The following is a 15131-nucleotide window of genomic DNA, read 5'->3' as shown; positions in this document are numbered from 1 at the left end:
CCCCTGTAAAGAGGTGGGAACCGGACTGGCAGAAATAAAACGCCCCGTTCGGAATGCGGGGCGCAAAACGTTACTTTTCAGACCAGGTATAGCTGAAGTCGGTGATAAACCCATCCCCGGCGTCAGCGATGGCTTTTGATAAGCCCTGATAGTATTTTTCCAGGCCGATGGCCTCTATCTGCTGGATCTGCTCGCGAACGGGAGCGCAGAACAATACCGCATTGCCCGCCCCGACACGTTTGTTGTTCGGCGGCAGATCGCCGGTAATCGCCTTAAACCAGGTTCTGATCCCTTGCTTTAAGCTGTGCGGCGCTTTTGTAAGATCCTCCTGGCCGGTCAGCACCTGTAGGGTAGGGAATTCATTAGCATTGACGGCGGTTTTCATACGCGCAAAGAACGCGGTAAAAAGCTCAAAAGAGCCGAGATCCGTGACGCGAGGCTTGGTGGTTTTTCCGTTTTTATTCCCCATTTTTCCGGCAGGGGCTGTAGGCGCCGGAACCACATTGACCTTATGCAGATCCAGACCAAACAGCAGATTGCAGTGCGCCCGGCGCTCTTTAAGCGGATAGGACATCAGCACGTCAATAAACGCCGTCGCCTTCACATCGGCCAGATCATGGTTAATCAGCCATTGCGAGCGGGCAAATTCCGCGGGGGAAACGAACCAGTCCGGCACCTCAGTAAAGCGTCTGGATTTACCCTTGCCGTCAAACTCGAGAAAGTACGCTCCATCATCGAATGCAAAATAGCAGTTTTTAAAGCTACCGATTGTGGTGTTAACGATGAGCGCCTTCTTAACAAAATCGACCACCTCTGCACCCATGACAAAACGCGTGAGTTCAGAAGAATTGATGACTTCCATTAATGTTTCCACATCAGGAACACCAGGCTTCAGGGAAGAGAACTCATAAAAGATATGTGTCATGTTGCTGACTTCCTGTAGTTATAGAGGTGACAATTAGCGAGCAAAAAGTTTAACACTTGCTATAGGTTAAGGCTATTCGCGCTGCGTAGCGGAAAGGATTATGCTAAAGGCTGTTCTTATTACAGCGGTTAATGGAATCGGAATGAATAATAAAAAAAATCTTCTGGATATCAGGGATGTTGGCTTTCGTGTGGGTGATAACACCATCCTTCAGCACGTTGATTTTTGTCTCTCTCCGGGCGAATTTAAACTGATAACTGGCCCCTCCGGCTGCGGCAAAAGCACCCTCCTGAAAATCGTGGCTTCGCTACTGAGCCCAACGGAGGGAACCATCCTGTTTGCAGGAAAAGATATCGCCACGCTTTCACCGGAAAGCTATCGCCAGCAGGTGTCATACTGCGTGCAAACGCCGTCCCTGTTTGGCGACACGGTGTACGACAATCTGGTTTTCCCCTGGCACATCCGCAACCAAACGCCTGATCCAAAAAAGTTTACCGACGATCTGACTCGGTTCGGGCTTTCGCCGGAGACGCTGACCAAATCGATCGCCGAACTGTCGGGAGGGGAAAAGCAGCGCGTCTCGCTGATCCGTAACCTGCAATTCTTGCCGAAGGCGCTGTTGCTGGACGAAATCACCAGCGCGCTGGATGACGCTAACAAGCGCAACGTCAATGACATTATCCATCGCTACGCCCGGGAGCAGAATATTGCCGTGCTGTGGGTGACGCATGATTCAAATGAAATTACCCATGCGGATGATGTCATCACGCTCAGGCCGCAGGGCGGGAAAATGGAGGAGGCTCACCGTGGGTGAACATAACATAACCAACGAATCGCTGGCGCTGTCGATGGTCCTGGTGCTGGTGGCGATTGTGGTCAGCTACCGGGAAAAGCTGGGGCTGGAAAAAGATATTCTTTGGAGTATCGCCCGCGCGGTCATTCAGCTCATCATCGTCGGCTATGTGCTGAAATACATCTTCAACGTCAATCATGCCGTGCTGACCCTGTTGATGGTGCTGTTTATCTGCTTTAACGCGGCATGGAACGCGCAGAAACGCAGTAAATACATCGATAAAGCGTTCATTTCGTCGTTGATCGCCATCACTACCGGGACCGCGTTAACGCTGGCGGTACTGGTACTCTCCGGCTCGATAGAATTTACGCCGATGCAGGTGATCCCCATTTCCGGGATGATTGCGGGCAATGCGATGGTGGCGGTCGGGTTGTGCTACAACAATCTGGGGCAACGGTTCAGCAGTGAACAGCAGCAGCTTCAGGAGAAGCTAAGCCTGGGCGCGACGCCGAAGGTGGCCTCGGCGCGGTTGATCCGCGACAGCATTCGCTCTTCGCTGATCCCAACGGTGGATTCCGCCAAAACGGTGGGTCTGGTGAGCCTGCCGGGCATGATGTCGGGGCTGATTTTTGCCGGTATCGATCCGGTAAAAGCGATTAAGTACCAGATTATGGTGACGTTTATGCTGCTCTCTACGGCGAGCCTGTCCACCATCATTGCCTGCTACTTGACCTATCGGAAGTTTTACAACGCGCGCCACCAGCTGGTGGTGACGCAGTTGAAAAAGACGGGGTAATATCGGCTTTTGTAGGCCCGGTAAGCGTTAGCGCCACCGGGCATTTTTTTACTAGTAGAGCAACGCGTACAGCTGACGACGATATTTCGACGCCAGCGCGTCACCGGTACCCAGCGCGGCCAGGATCTCCTGGAACATCTTCCGCGCCTGTCCGTCTGCGGCGCCCAGGTCCTTCTGAAGATGGCTAAACAGCAGCTCCAGCGCCTCTTCGTTACGCCCCACCTGATGAAGCTGAAGCGCCAGCTGGCTTGCCAGCGCGGCATCCTGCGGGTTGTCCGCAACCTGCTGCTGAAGCTGTTGAATTTCAGGGGTATCGGCCGCCTGTTTCAGCAGGTCAATCTGCGCCACCAGACCCTGATAACGGGTATCCTGATCCTGCATCGGCACCGTTTTCAGCACGGCTTCCGCGTCTTCAGGGCGGTGCAGCGCAATCTGGGTCTCTGCCAGCAGCAGACCAATCTGGCTGTTCTGGTTCGACAGCTGCCACGCGTCTTTTAACAGCGGCAGCGCCTCGTCGTACTTGCCTTCCTGCATCAGCGCCATGGCTTCCTGCGCTTTCAGCTCTTCTTCGCGCGGCAGAACTTTATCCAGCAGGGCGCGGATCGCCTCTTCCGGCTGCGGCCCCTGGAAGCCATCCACCGGCTGACCGTTCTGGAACAGATAGACGGTTGGGATCGCGCGCAGGCCAAACTGGGAAGCCACCATTGGTTCGGCGTCACAATCCAGCTTCGCCAGAATGAACTGACCGTTGTACTGCGCGGCAAGGCTTTCCAGGACCGGCGTCAGTTGCAGGCAGTGTTGGCTGCGTTCAGACCAGAAGTAGAACAGCACCGGTTTAGTCATTGACTGTTCGAGCGTCTGTTGCAGGTTAGCTTCAGTTATGTTGACGATATTCTGTACGGACATGCGGCATTCTCTTTTATCGGTTTACTCTTTACATGGGGGTAAGCGTCGTCGCTTCAACTCAACCCTGCAAAATTTTGTCCATCATCCGCCCCGGCAGCAGGCGTTTCAACCAGCCGACGGCATGGGTTACCAGCGTGACCGGATAGCGCATTTTAGGGGTATCGCTCTCAAACGCGTGGCGCACTTTGGCAACGACGGCTTCTGGCCCAAGCGTAAAACGCGCCGCGATGCCGGGGTTTTCGACCGGTTTGTCCGCCTGCGTCTGGTTAACGTTTTCCGTAAAGCGGGTGCGGATCGGGCCCGGTTCAATCAGGCTGACCTTAATACCGCTGTGGCGCAGCTCCATGCGCAACGCATCGGACCAGGCTTCAAGCGCATATTTGCTGGCGGCGTAAGCCCCGCGGCCCGGCGTGGAGATCAGGCCCATGACCGAGGAGGTCATCACGATGCGCCCTTCGCCGTGCGGCAGCATGGCGGGGAGAAGGCGCATGGTAAGCTGATGCGCCCCGAAAAAGTTTGCGGAGAACTGCTGCTCCAGCTGTTCCCGTGAGAGAGTCTGTAGCGGGCCGTACACGCCGTAGCCCGCATTGTTGAACAGACCGTAAAGACGGTTGTTGGTCAGGGCGATAACCTCATCGGCGGCCTGCTCTACGCTCTCTGGCGAATCAAGATCCAGCAGAATGCCGGTAAATCCCAGCCCTCGCATGCGTTCGACATCCTCGGGTTTGCGGCAGGCTGCCAGTACCCAAAACCCCTGACGTTTCAGTTCAAGGGCGCTTTCAAGGCCAATTCCGCTGGAACATCCTGTTATTAAGACCGATTTTTGCATAACTTTACCTGTCAGGTTCTCAGCTGTTTGACGAGTCATGTTTTACTAAAGGAGCCAGCCGGGTTGCCATCCAGTCGGCAATGAACGGCTGGGCATCGCGATTGGGGTGAATGCCATCATCCTGCATCCACTGGGGTTTCAGATAGACCTCTTCCATGAAAAATGGCAGCAGCGGAATATCAAACTCTTTGGCAAGCTTAGGATAGATCGCGCTAAACGCCTCATTATACCGACGGCCGTAGTTGGCGGGCAGGCGAATTTGCATCAGCAGCGGCTGGGCATTGGCGGCCTTAATGGTCTGCAAAATGGTCCGCAGCGTTTGCTCCGTTTGCTGAGGCTGGAAGCCGCGCAAACCATCATTACCGCCCAGTTCAACCAGCACCCAACGCGGTTGATGCTGCTTAAGCAGGGCAGGCAGGCGCGATAAGCCTTGCTGCGACGTATCGCCGCTGATGCTGCCGTTCACGACAGACGCCCGGGACTGCCATTTATCATTGAGCAGGGCGGGCCAGGCCGCACTGGCGGCCATACGATAGCCCGCGCTCAGGCTGTCGCCCAGAATCAATAACGTGTCCGCAGCCGCCGCGCGGAAGGTCATCAGCATCAAAAACAGGAAGGGCAAATGCCAGCGGAAAACATTGTTGAAGTTCATCGTCTTAAGAAGTCCGTCGGTCAGGGAGAACACGAGCTTTCCATCCTCACCGGAGTTGAACTCGTTGTCAAACGTGCCGAAACCATCGCCCTGATTGGTGAATCCGGTTCCGGTAAGTCCACGCTGCTGGCCATTCTCGCCGGTCTGGACGATGGCAGCAGTGGGGAAGTGAACCTGGTCGGCCAGCCCCTCCACGCGCTTGATGAAGAGGCCCGCGCCGCGCTGCGTGCCCGGCATATCGGGTTTGTCTTTCAGTCATTCATGCTGATCCCGACGCTGAACGCGCTGGAAAACGTTGAGCTGCCCGGCCTGCTGCGTGGTGACAATACTCGTGAAAGCCGCGATCACGCCACGGCGTTGCTGGAACAGCTGGGGCTGGGAAAACGTCTCGACCATCTTCCGGCACAGCTTTCCGGCGGTGAGCAGCAGCGCGTGGCGCTGGCGCGGGCGTTTAACGGGCGCCCTGAAGTGCTGTTTGCCGATGAACCCACTGGTAACCTTGACCGTAAAACCGGAGACAAGATTGCCGATCTGCTGTTTTCCCTCAACCGCGAGCACGGCACCACGCTGATTCTGGTTACCCACGATCCGCAGCTGGCCGCCCGCTGCGACCGCCGCCTGCGGCTGGTGAACGGTATTCTTCAGGAGGAAGCATGATTGCCCGCTGGTTCTGGCGCGAGTGGCGCTCGCCCTCGCTGCTGATTGTCTGGCTGGCGTTGAGCCTGGCGGTGGCCTGCGTGCTGGCGCTCGGTAGCGTCAGCGATCGTATGGAGAAAGGGCTTAGCCAGCAGAGTCGGGAATTTATGGCCGGAGACCGAGCTCTGCAAAGTTCTCGCCCCGTGCCGCCGGGCTGGATTGAGGAAGCGCGCAAAGAGGGGCTGAAGGTAGGGGAGCAGATCACCTTTCAGACTATGACCTTTGCGGGCGACACGCCGCAGCTTGCCAGCGTAAAAGCCGTGGATGACATCTACCCGATGTACGGTGACTTACAAACCAGCCCGCCGGGGCTAAAACCGACGGCCGGTACGGTCCTGCTGGCATCGCGACTGATGGCGCTGCTGAATCTGAAACCAGGCGACAGTATCGACGTCGGCGACGCGACACTCAAAATTGCCGGGGAAGTGGTGCAGGAGCCCGACTCTGGATTTAATCCGTTCCAGCTTGCGCCGCGCCTGCTGATGAACACCGCTGATGTGGCGAAAACCAACGCCGTCCAGCCGGGAAGCCGTGTCACCTGGCGGTATAAGTTTGGCGGGACGCCTGCGCAGCTGGAGGCGTACGAAAAATGGCTCCTGCCGCAGCTCAAGCCGGAACACCGCTGGTACGGGCTGGAGCAGGATGACGGGGCGCTCGGCAAATCCCTCGAACGTTCCCAGCAGTTCCTGCTGCTGTCGGCGCTGTTAACTCTGCTGCTTGCCATTGCGGCGGTTGCCGTGGCGATGGGGCACTACTGCCGCAGCCGTTACGATCTGGTGGCGATCCTCAAAACCCTCGGCGCGGGCCGCGCGCAGCTGCGCAAGCTGATTGTCGGCCAGTGGCTGATGGTGCTGACGCTGTCGGCTCTGACCGGCGGGGCGATAGGGCTGCTGTTTGAAAAGCTGCTGATGGTGCTGCTCAAACCGGTATTGCCCGCCGCATTACCGCCTGCCAGCCTCTGGCCGTGGCTGTGGGCCATCGGCGCGATGACGACGATCTCCCTGCTGGTGGGGTTACGCCCGTACCGGCTGCTGCTCGCCACCCAGCCGCTGCGCGTGCTGCGCCGCGATGTGGTGGCCAGCGTCTGGCCGCTGAAGTTCTATCTGCCGGTGATTATTGCGGTGGCGGTCGGGCTGTTGGCCTGGCTGATGGGCGGCAGTACGCTGCTGTGGGCGGTGCTGGCGGGCGCGGTGGTGCTGGCGCTGCTGTGCGGCGTAGTGGGCTGGATACTGCTTAATGTCCTGAGAAAGCTGACAGTTAAATCACTCCCCATACGGTTAGCGGTTAACCGACTGCTGCACCAGCCGTGGTCTACCCTCAGCCAGCTCTCGGCATTTTCGCTGTCGTTTATGCTGCTGGCGCTTCTGCTGGTGCTGCGCGGGGATCTGCTGGATCGCTGGCAGCAACAGCTTCCGCCGGAAAGCCCGAACTATTTCCTGATCAACATTGCTCCAGAACAGGTGACGCCGCTGAAGGGTTTCCTGTCTGAGCATCACATTATTCCGGAATCGTTCTATCCGATCGTGCGCGCCCGCCTGACGCAGATCAACGGCCAGTCGACGGAGGGAAATAAGGATGAATCGCTCAATCGCGAACTCAACCTGACCTGGCAGGCGAAACGTCCGGACCATAACCCGATCGTTGCCGGCACCTGGCCGCCGAAAGCGGGGGAAGTGTCGATGGAGGAGGGGCTGGCAACACGGCTGAACGTGAACCTCGGCGACAGCGTGACCTTCACCGGTGATACCCAGGATTTCACCGCCAAAGTTACCAGCCTGCGTAAGGTGGACTGGGAAAGCCTGCGACCAAACTTCTTCTTCATCTTCCCGCCGGGTGCGCTGGACGGACAGCCCCAGAGCTGGCTCACCAGCTTCCGTTGGGAAAACGGCAACGGCATGCTGACGCAGCTTAACCGGGAATTTCCGACGGTGAGCCTGCTGGATATCGGCGCGATCCTCAAACAGGTCGGGCAGGTGCTGGAGCAGGTGAGCCGCGCGCTGGAGGTGATGGTAGTGCTGGTGACCGTCTGCGGCGTGCTGTTGCTGCTGGCGCAGGTGCAGGTGGGCATGCGTCAGCGTCATCAGGAGCTGGTGGTCTACCGCACGCTGGGAGCCAGTAAACGGCTGCTGCGCGCCACGCTGTGGAGCGAATTTGCCCTGCTCGGTCTGGTGGCGGGCCTGGTGGCGGCCATCGGGGCGGAAACCGCGCTGGCGGTACTCCAGAGCAAAGTCTTCGACTTCCCGTGGGAGCCCGACTGGCGGCTGTGGCTCACGCTGCCCGTCTGCGGCGCCGTGCTGCTGTCCCTGTGCGGCGGCTGGCTCGGAACCCGGCTGTTGAAAGGTAAAGCGCTATTCCGCCAGTTCGTCAGCTAGTTTACTGACGTGATGATGACGCACCGGCATTTCTGCTGGTGCGTCATCGCTTAACGGCACAAATCGTTAATGCCCCTGTATTTAGTAGCACAAAACATTAAAAACCCGCCCACACAGCCCGAATTTTTCCGGTTAATATTCACCAGCTAAATATTTAGCAGCGTGTCTATCAAGGAAAAAGAATGACTATAAGAAAAACAGCGCTGGCGACAACGATCGGCGCAGCAGTGGCATTGGCTTCTTTCGCATCTCAGGCGGAAATCACCCTTCTGAAACAGGATCCGCAGGCGGGTAACCCGCTGAGCCGCCTGAACTTCACCGTTGGCGGCAGTATTCGTCCTCAGTTCCAGAATATGACCGGTGATGACGGCAAAAACAGCTACAAGCGCAACGGCTTTGACGGCGGCACCCGCTTCCGTTTCGCTGCGGATTACTACCTGTTCGATGACATCAGCTGGATCAGCTACTACGAGCTGGGTGTGAACATTCCGGCGCAGTTCAACTGGGATCATCACTACGCCGACGGCGCGCACGACACCTCTCGTCGTATGCTCTACACCGGTCTGAAGAGCGACACCTGGGGTACGCTGACCTTCGGCCAGCAGAACAGCGTGTACTATGACGTAGTGGGCGCAAAAACCGATATCTGGGACTACGACATGATTGGTCAGGCGCCAGGTAACGGGATCAACGGCGACTATGACGGCTCTTACCGTTCACGCCAGATGCTGAAGTACAAGAAAACCGTGGGCGATGCTGACATCTACGCCTCTTACCTGTTTGAAGACAGCGAATACCTGCCGGGCAACGGCCTGCGTTACAAACGTAAAGGCGGCGGTTCACTGGGTATCGATTATCACCTGACTACCGATCTGACCTGGGGCGCAGCGTGGAACTACACCCGCGCGGACATGCGTAACCCGGACAACGGCGACAGCAAATCCTACGACCAGAATATCCTTGGTACCGCCCTGAGCTGGACGCCGGATAACTGGACCTTCTCCGCAGGCGGCGGCTGGTATCAAAACTTCCTGACCACCAAAAAAGTGTCCGTTAACGACTACTTCGCCGGTGATGCATGGGGTATTGAATACTTTGCGGGTTACAAGTTCCCGGTTGGTCAGTATGCGGTGAAATCCATCCAGCCGTACTTCATGGGCGACCGTATTGAGTACGTGAATGGCCGTAACTACCAGCGCATCGACAACGGTGTGGGTATCAGCTTCCAGCTGGATTACGGTTTCCGCGTGGATTACGAACACGTGTTCACCTCCAGCACCGACAACCTGGGCGATATGAACCTGGTGCGTCTGCGTTACGACTTCTAAGTTGTCATGTAGGGTGCGGCCTGATGCCCTCACCCTGACCCTCTCCCACGGGGAGAGGGAAAAAACATTAAAAACGGCAACCCAGGTTGCCGTTTTGCTTTTACCTCGCCACCCGGCTTTATTTTTCAGCGATCGAGCCACTCAGCAATTTCTTCGTACGTCCCGCGATACACAATCTTCTCCGCCTTTTTCTCCAGCTGATAGCCGTACATCGGGTCGTAATAGTCCTTCAGCAGCGGCACAAGCCAGCTGAAGTGCGCGTCAGTGCTGCCAGTACGCTGTTGCTCGACAAGCGCGGCATCCAGCAGGGCGGTAAATTCCGCAAAGCGTTGCAGCCCCAGACGGCGACGAATGGCGTACAGGCCGTGATGCAGATATTCGCTGTACGCTTTCCAGCCCGCCTCTTCACCGCAGGCGGCAGAAAAGTCGGCCCACATGTGGACGAAATACTCTTCGCGCAGGCGCTCAAGACGGATCTCAAACGGATCTTCAACCACCACGACAGGCGCTTCAGCCATGCGGTCGCGCAGGCACTCCGGCAGGTGGTTAGAGCCAATCATCCGGCCTTCATCTTCCAGCACCCAGCGCGCGGCGTCTTTTTTCAATAGCTCAACCGCAAGGTGATTCTCGAAGCTCGCCTGAGAAAGCTGCGGGGTGAGCGTGCGGCCAAACGACGAGCCGCGATGGTGCGCCAGCCCTTCCAGATCGATGCCCTGCGCATGCTGCTTAACCAGCAGCGTTTTACCGTTACCGGTACAGCCGCCGATAAGCACCATCGGCTTTTGTGACTGCTCAATGGTCACCTGAATCGCCGTCTGACGCAGGGCCTTATAGCCGCCGCGGATCAGCGGGTAGTCGATGCCCGCCTCTTTCAGCCAGGCCTGGGAGATGTGTGAGCGCTGGCCACCGCGCGCGCAGCAAAGGTAGCCCTCAGGATGGGCAAGGCTGGCTTCCCGCCAGGCGCTGATGCGCGCCTCGCGCGTCTCGCCGTTGACCAGGCTATGGCCGAGCGCCAGCGCGGCGTCCGGACCCTGGCGTTTATAGCAGGTGCCGACGGCGGCACGCTCGTCGTCGTTCATTAAGGGCAGGTTGAGTGCGGCGGGCATCGCACCCTGGGCAAATTCGATCGGCGCGCGAACGTCGATTAAAGGGGTATCGGACGCGAGGATCGCGCGATAGTCCGTTCCATCGTTCATGGTGGTTCCAGAAGAAAACTGAGCAGCAATGGGCGGGGATTGTACGCCGGGGAAGGGGAAGGTCAACTCCCCGGCGAGGGATACTTACTTCAGTTTTGACTGCGCCCAGACAATACCGCTCGCATATTCTGGCGGCAGCAGGGGAACAATCGCTTCCAGCGTGGCGCTCAGGCGGTCCGTGTCGGTATCGTTCAGGTTCAGATGGCCGACCTTACGCCCCGGACGCACCTCTTTGTCGTACCAGTGCAGGTGCACCAGCGGCAGCTTCAGCCAGTTGTAGTTCAGATCGGTGCCGATCAGGTTGATCATCACCGACGGGCTGGTCACCACCGGCTGCGGCAGCGGCAGATCGGTGATGGCGCGCAGGTGCAGCTCGAACTGGCTGATGGAGGCGCCGTTTTGCGTCCAGTGGCCGCTGTTGTGCACGCGCGGCGCAAGTTCGTTGATCAGCAGACCCGACGGCGTGACGAAACACTCCATCGCCATCACGCCCACATAGCCCAGCTCATGCATAATGGCAGAGAGCATCTCTTCCGCCTGCGCCTGCTGGTCAGCATTGGCCTGCGGGAAGGCGACGCTGGTGCGCAGAATCCCGTCCTGATGCAGGTTATGCGTTAGCGGGTAAAAAACGGTGTGCCCGTCATGCCCGCGCGCGCCAACCAGCGACACTTCACCGCTAAAGTTAATGCCCTGCTCAACAATGCACTCGCCGTAGCAGTCGTCCGGCAGCTCGGCGGTGTCGTTCGCGCGCAGGCGCCACTGCCCGCGGCCGTCGTAGCCGCCGACGCGACGCTTCACAATCGCCAGGTCTCCCAGCATCGCAAACACGTCATCCCACTCGCGCTTATCGGAAAGCAGCTGCCACGGCGCGGTCGCGAGGCCGAGCTTGTCGAAAAGCTGTTTTTGCGTGAGACGGTCGGCAATGATCGGGAAGACGTCGCGGTTCACAAAGGCGTTATGGCGCGCCAGCTCGCGGGTCAGGGCGGTTTCCGGCCAGCGTTCAATTTCGGCGGTGATCACGCTCTGATGGAACGGCACGGCTTCCGGCTCGGCATCCAGCCCGACGGGCCAGACGGCAATACCCAGCGGCTCACCGGCCTGACGCAGCATCCGGCCAAGCTGACCATTACCAAGAACGCAAACCTGCTTCATGCTGCACCCCGCGGATCCGGGTTATCCAGCACCTCATCGGTCTGGGCTTTACGCCACTCCGCCAGACGCTGGTGCAAATCTTTATCATGCGTCGCCAGGATCTGCGCGGCCAGCAGAGCGGCATTTGCCGCACCTGCTTTACCAATCGCCAGGGTACCGACAGGAATACCGCGCGGCATCTGGACAATAGAGTAAAGGCTATCCACCCCGCTTAACGCGGCGCTTTGCACGGGAACACCGAGTACCGGCACCAGCGTTTTGGCGGCAATCATGCCCGGCAGATGTGCTGCGCCGCCCGCACCGGCAATGATCACCTCGTAACCGTTCTCTTCGGCGCTTTCGGCGAAGCTGAACAGTTTATCCGGCGTACGGTGCGCGGAAACCACTTCGACGTGGTGCGGAACATTCAGGATTTCAAAGATTTCGGCGGCGAACTGCATGGTAGCCCAGTCGCTTTTGGACCCCATCACGATGGCGACACGCGCCGGATTATTGCGGGAAGACATGCGTCTTAAAACTCCTGTGGTGCGGAACACACTGCTTTCGAGGGCACAGAGAATAGCATGTAATACCGGCAAGGAAAACGGTTGCGTGGTCGGGAAATGAGCGAAAAGACGGGGAGGCGTTAAAACGGGAAGGCGATCAGTTCGACACCTTCCGGCGTAACTTTGACCATCGATCCTTCGCTGTGCCAGGCGCCTAAAACCACGCGATGGGCGGGCTCGCCGTTGGCGATAAGGGAATGCACATCGGGACGATGGGTATGGCCGTGGATCAACCACTGAACGCGATGCTTCTCCATCACCTTCACTACCGCCTGCGGATTGACGTCCATGATGGTCATCGATTTGCTGCTGTTGGCGGCCTTGCTGCCCGCGCGCATTCTGGCGGCGATGCGGTTGCGGATAAACAGCGGCAGGGCGAGAAACACTTTCTGGATCCACGGGGTGTGAACTTTGGCGCGAAACGCCAGGTAGCCGGCATCGTCAGTGCAGAGCGTGTCGCCGTGCATGATCAGAATATTGCGGCCATAGAGGTTGAGCACCTGCTCTTCCGGCAGCAGCGTCATACCGCTCTCGCGGGCGTAGCGCTGGCCGATCAGGAAATCACGGTTGCCGTGAATGAAATAGCAGGGGACGCCGGAATCCACCAGCACTTTAATGGCCGCAGCTATCTCACGGTGCAGCGGGTTCGGATCGTCGTCGCCTATCCAGGCCTCAAACAGGTCGCCCAGAATGTACAGCGCGTCGGCGCTTTTCGCTTCACCGCGTAAAAAACGCAGAAAACCGGCGGTTATCGCCGGTTCTTCTGTTTGCAGATGCAGATCCGCAATAAAGAGTGTCGCCACGAATTACTCGCTGACGGTCACGCTTGTGATCACAACGTCTTCTTTAGGAACGTCCTGGTGCATACCGCTGCGGCCAGTAGAAACGGCTTTGATCTTGTCGACCACGTCCATCCCTTCAACCACTTCTGCGAATACGCAGTAGCCCCAGCCTTGCAGACTTTCGCCAGAGAAGTTCAGGAAGTCGTTGTCCGCTACGTTGATGAAGAACTGTGCGGTCGCAGAGTGTGGCGCCTGAGTACGGGCCATTGCCAGCGTACCACGGGTGTTTTTCAGGCCGTTGTTCGCTTCGTTTTTGATCGCTTCTTTCGTCTCTTTCTGGCGCATGCCAGGCTCGAAACCGCCGCCCTGGATCATAAAGCCGTTGATCACACGGTGGAAAATAGTGTTGTTGTAGAAACCTTCGCGGCAGTAGTCCAGGAAGTTTTTAACTGTTTCAGGCGCTTTGTCATCAAAGGTTTTGATTACGATATCGCCATGATTAGTGTGGAAAGTAACCATTTTTGCATCCTGTTCCGTTATTGTGGTGCGTCGACCCGTGCTCGGGTCACATATAGGGGCTTGTTATAGCATAACCACAGGACACGATCACCTTGCATTGTGTGCTGACCGTACTCCGAATTATGGGTATTATAAGGAACAAACAATCCACACACGTGTTTACATGGAATCTTCGATGTTAAAAATCTTTAATACAATGACGCGCCAAAAAGAGGAATTTAAACCTATCCATGCCGGGGAAGTCGGCATGTACGTGTGTGGTATTACGGTTTACGATCTCTGTCATATCGGCCATGGCCGTACCTTTGTCGCGTTCGACGTGGTGTCACGCTACCTGCGCTTCCTGGGCTACAACCTGAAGTACGTGCGCAACATCACCGACATCGACGACAAAATCATTAAACGTGCTAATGAAAATGGCGAAAGCTTTGTCGCGCTGGTGGATCGCATGATCGCCGAAATGCACAAGGATTTTGATGCCTTAAATATTCTGCGCCCGGACAGCGAACCGCGTGCGACCCACCATATCCATGAAATCATTGATATCACCCAAAAGCTGATCGAGCGTGGTCACGCCTATGTGGCGGACAACGGTGACGTGATGTTCTCGGTGCCTACGGACCCAACCTACGGTGCGCTTTCCCGCCAGGATCTGGACCAGCTCCAGGCCGGCGCGCGCGTGGACGTGGTGGACGTGAAGCGTAATCCGATGGACTTCGTGCTGTGGAAGATGTCCAAAGCGGGCGAACCGAGCTGGCCATCCCCGTGGGGCGAAGGGCGTCCGGGCTGGCACATTGAATGTTCCGCGATGAACTGCAAGCAGCTGGGCAACCATTTCGACATCCATGGCGGCGGTTCGGATCTGATGTTCCCGCACCATGAAAACGAAATCGCGCAGTCCACCTGTGCACACGGCGGCGAGTACGTGAACTACTGGATGCACTCCGGGATGGTGATGGTTGACCGCGAGAAGATGTCGAAATCGCTGGGTAACTTCTTCACCGTGCGCGACGTGCTGAAGTATTACGACGCGGAAACCGTGCGCTACTTCCTGATGTCTGGCCACTATCGCAGCCAGCTGAACTACAGCGAAGAGAACCTGAAGCAGGCGCGCGCTGCGCTGGAGCGTCTGTATACCGCCTTGCGCGGCACCGATAAATCTGTTCCGGCCGCAGGCGGTGAGGCGTTCGAGGCCCGCTTCGTTGAGGTCATGAACGACGACTTCAACACCCCGGAAGCCTACTCCGTGCTGTTCGACATGGCGCGTGAGGTGAACCGCCTGAAGTCAGAAGATATGGCGGCGGCCAATGCGCTGGCGTCTCATCTGCGTAAGCTCTCTTCCGTGCTCGGCCTGCTGGAGCAGGAGCCGGACCTGTTCCTGCAAAGCGGCGCGCAGGCGGACGACGGTGAAGTGGCGGAAATTGAAGCACTGATCAAAGCACGTCTCGAAGCGCGTCAGGCGAAAGACTGGGCGGCGGCGGATGCGGCGCGTAACCGTCTGACCGAGATGGGCATTATTCTGGAAGACGGCCCGCAGGGAACCACCTGGCGACGTAAGTAGGTCCGTAACGCCCGGTGGCGCTAACGCTTACCGGGCCTACAAAATCACGACCGTAGGCCGGGTAAGGCGTAGCCGCCAC

At 57.7% G+C, this 15131-nt stretch carries 15 protein-coding genes; 6 read left to right on the top strand and 9 right to left on the bottom strand.

All coding sequences use genetic code 11. The annotated features are described in order from the left end of the window. Window positions 1-70: 70 nt before the first annotated feature. Window positions 71-925 carry a hypothetical protein gene (locus ACOTYH_RS04960; RefSeq protein ID WP_015571236.1) on the bottom strand — a complete coding sequence of 285 codons (855 nt, stop codon included), beginning with the start codon at window positions 923-925 and terminating at the stop codon, window positions 71-73. A 142-nt stretch (window positions 926-1067) separates the two neighbouring features. Here ACOTYH_RS04960 and fetA point away from each other — a divergent pair, with 142 nt between their 5' ends. Next, window positions 1068-1739 carry an iron efflux ABC transporter ATP-binding subunit FetA gene (fetA, locus tag ACOTYH_RS04955; RefSeq protein ID WP_015571235.1) on the top strand — a complete coding sequence of 224 codons (672 nt, stop codon included), beginning with the start codon at window positions 1068-1070 and terminating at the stop codon, window positions 1737-1739. Then, window positions 1732-2514 carry an iron efflux ABC transporter permease subunit FetB gene (fetB, locus tag ACOTYH_RS04950; RefSeq protein WP_017383223.1) on the top strand — a complete coding sequence of 261 codons (783 nt, stop codon included), beginning with the start codon at window positions 1732-1734 and terminating at the stop codon, window positions 2512-2514. Before fetA ends, fetB begins: the two co-directional genes overlap by 8 nt. A gap of 51 nt (window positions 2515-2565) precedes the next feature. Here fetB and ACOTYH_RS04945 read toward each other — a convergent pair whose 3' ends face one another. The 3 genes from ACOTYH_RS04945 to tesA are packed head-to-tail and all read right to left on the bottom strand — an operon-like array spanning window position 2566 to window position 4901. Next, entirely contained in the window at window positions 2566-3420 is an 855-nt protein-coding gene (locus ACOTYH_RS04945; protein ID WP_003858935.1) for a co-chaperone YbbN, read from the bottom strand. 58 nt (window positions 3421-3478) lie between these two features. Beyond that, entirely contained in the window at window positions 3479-4288 is an 810-nt protein-coding gene (locus ACOTYH_RS04940) for an SDR family oxidoreductase (protein ID WP_006809829.1), read from the bottom strand. Beyond that, window positions 4269-4901 carry a multifunctional acyl-CoA thioesterase I/protease I/lysophospholipase L1 gene (gene tesA / locus ACOTYH_RS04935; protein ID WP_003858933.1) on the bottom strand — a complete coding sequence of 211 codons (633 nt, stop codon included), beginning with the start codon at window positions 4899-4901 and terminating at the stop codon, window positions 4269-4271. Before tesA ends, ACOTYH_RS04940 begins: the two co-directional genes overlap by 20 nt. Between tesA and ybbA the strand changes: the two genes are divergently transcribed. The 3 genes from ybbA (at window position 4872) to ACOTYH_RS04920 (ending at window position 9297) form a co-directional block, all read left to right on the top strand. After that, window positions 4872-5558: a putative ABC transporter ATP-binding protein YbbA gene (ybbA, locus tag ACOTYH_RS04930; RefSeq protein ID WP_033486699.1), complete on the top strand. Its 687-nt coding sequence runs from the start codon at window positions 4872-4874 to the stop codon at window positions 5556-5558. The genes tesA and ybbA overlap by 30 nt on opposite strands. Continuing rightward, window positions 5555-7969, top strand: a complete 2415-nt coding sequence (gene ybbP, locus ACOTYH_RS04925; RefSeq protein WP_421637591.1) for a putative ABC transporter permease subunit YbbP — start codon at window positions 5555-5557, stop codon at window positions 7967-7969. Before ybbA ends, ybbP begins: the two co-directional genes overlap by 4 nt. Before the next feature lie 182 nt (window positions 7970-8151). Next, window positions 8152-9297: a porin gene (locus tag ACOTYH_RS04920; protein WP_017383228.1), complete on the top strand. Its 1146-nt coding sequence runs from the start codon at window positions 8152-8154 to the stop codon at window positions 9295-9297. A 125-nt stretch (window positions 9298-9422) separates the two neighbouring features. On the opposite strand, the gene mnmH is transcribed toward ACOTYH_RS04920, so the two are convergent. The 5 genes from mnmH to ppiB form a co-directional block, all read right to left on the bottom strand. Continuing rightward, entirely contained in the window at window positions 9423-10493 is a 1071-nt protein-coding gene (gene mnmH, locus ACOTYH_RS04915) for a tRNA 2-selenouridine(34) synthase MnmH (RefSeq protein WP_015571228.1), read from the bottom strand. 84 nt (window positions 10494-10577) lie between these two features. Further along, the gene (purK, locus tag ACOTYH_RS04910) at window positions 10578-11645 is read right to left on the bottom strand and encodes a 5-(carboxyamino)imidazole ribonucleotide synthase (RefSeq protein ID WP_003858922.1); all 1068 of its coding nucleotides are present in this window, start codon (window positions 11643-11645) and stop codon (window positions 10578-10580) included. Continuing rightward, window positions 11642-12151 (bottom strand): 5-(carboxyamino)imidazole ribonucleotide mutase, encoded by a 510-nt coding sequence (purE, locus tag ACOTYH_RS04905; RefSeq protein ID WP_006809824.1) that lies wholly within the window; start codon window positions 12149-12151, stop codon window positions 11642-11644. The genes purK and purE overlap by 4 nt, the downstream gene beginning before the upstream one ends. 119 nt (window positions 12152-12270) lie before the next feature. After that, on the bottom strand, window positions 12271-12993 hold the full coding sequence (lpxH, locus tag ACOTYH_RS04900; protein ID WP_045907177.1) for a UDP-2,3-diacylglucosamine diphosphatase: 723 nt from the start codon (window positions 12991-12993) through the stop codon (window positions 12271-12273). 3 nt (window positions 12994-12996) lie between these two features. Then, entirely contained in the window at window positions 12997-13491 is a 495-nt protein-coding gene (gene ppiB / locus ACOTYH_RS04895; RefSeq protein ID WP_000256009.1) for a peptidylprolyl isomerase B, read from the bottom strand. A gap of 175 nt (window positions 13492-13666) precedes the next feature. On the opposite strand from ppiB, the gene cysS reads away from it, so the two are divergent. Beyond that, window positions 13667-15052 carry a cysteine--tRNA ligase gene (gene cysS, locus ACOTYH_RS04890; RefSeq protein ID WP_017383232.1) on the top strand — a complete coding sequence of 462 codons (1386 nt, stop codon included), beginning with the start codon at window positions 13667-13669 and terminating at the stop codon, window positions 15050-15052. Window positions 15053-15131: the final 79 nt, after the last annotated feature.

It is taken from the genome of Enterobacter cloacae complex sp. SHL001, assembly GCF_049236825.1.
GTDB classification, from domain to species: Bacteria; Pseudomonadota; Gammaproteobacteria; order Enterobacterales; family Enterobacteriaceae; genus Enterobacter; species Enterobacter hormaechei_C.
The sequence above is the reverse complement of the archived record's forward strand: the minus strand, read 5'-3'. Positions and strand labels throughout refer to the sequence as shown.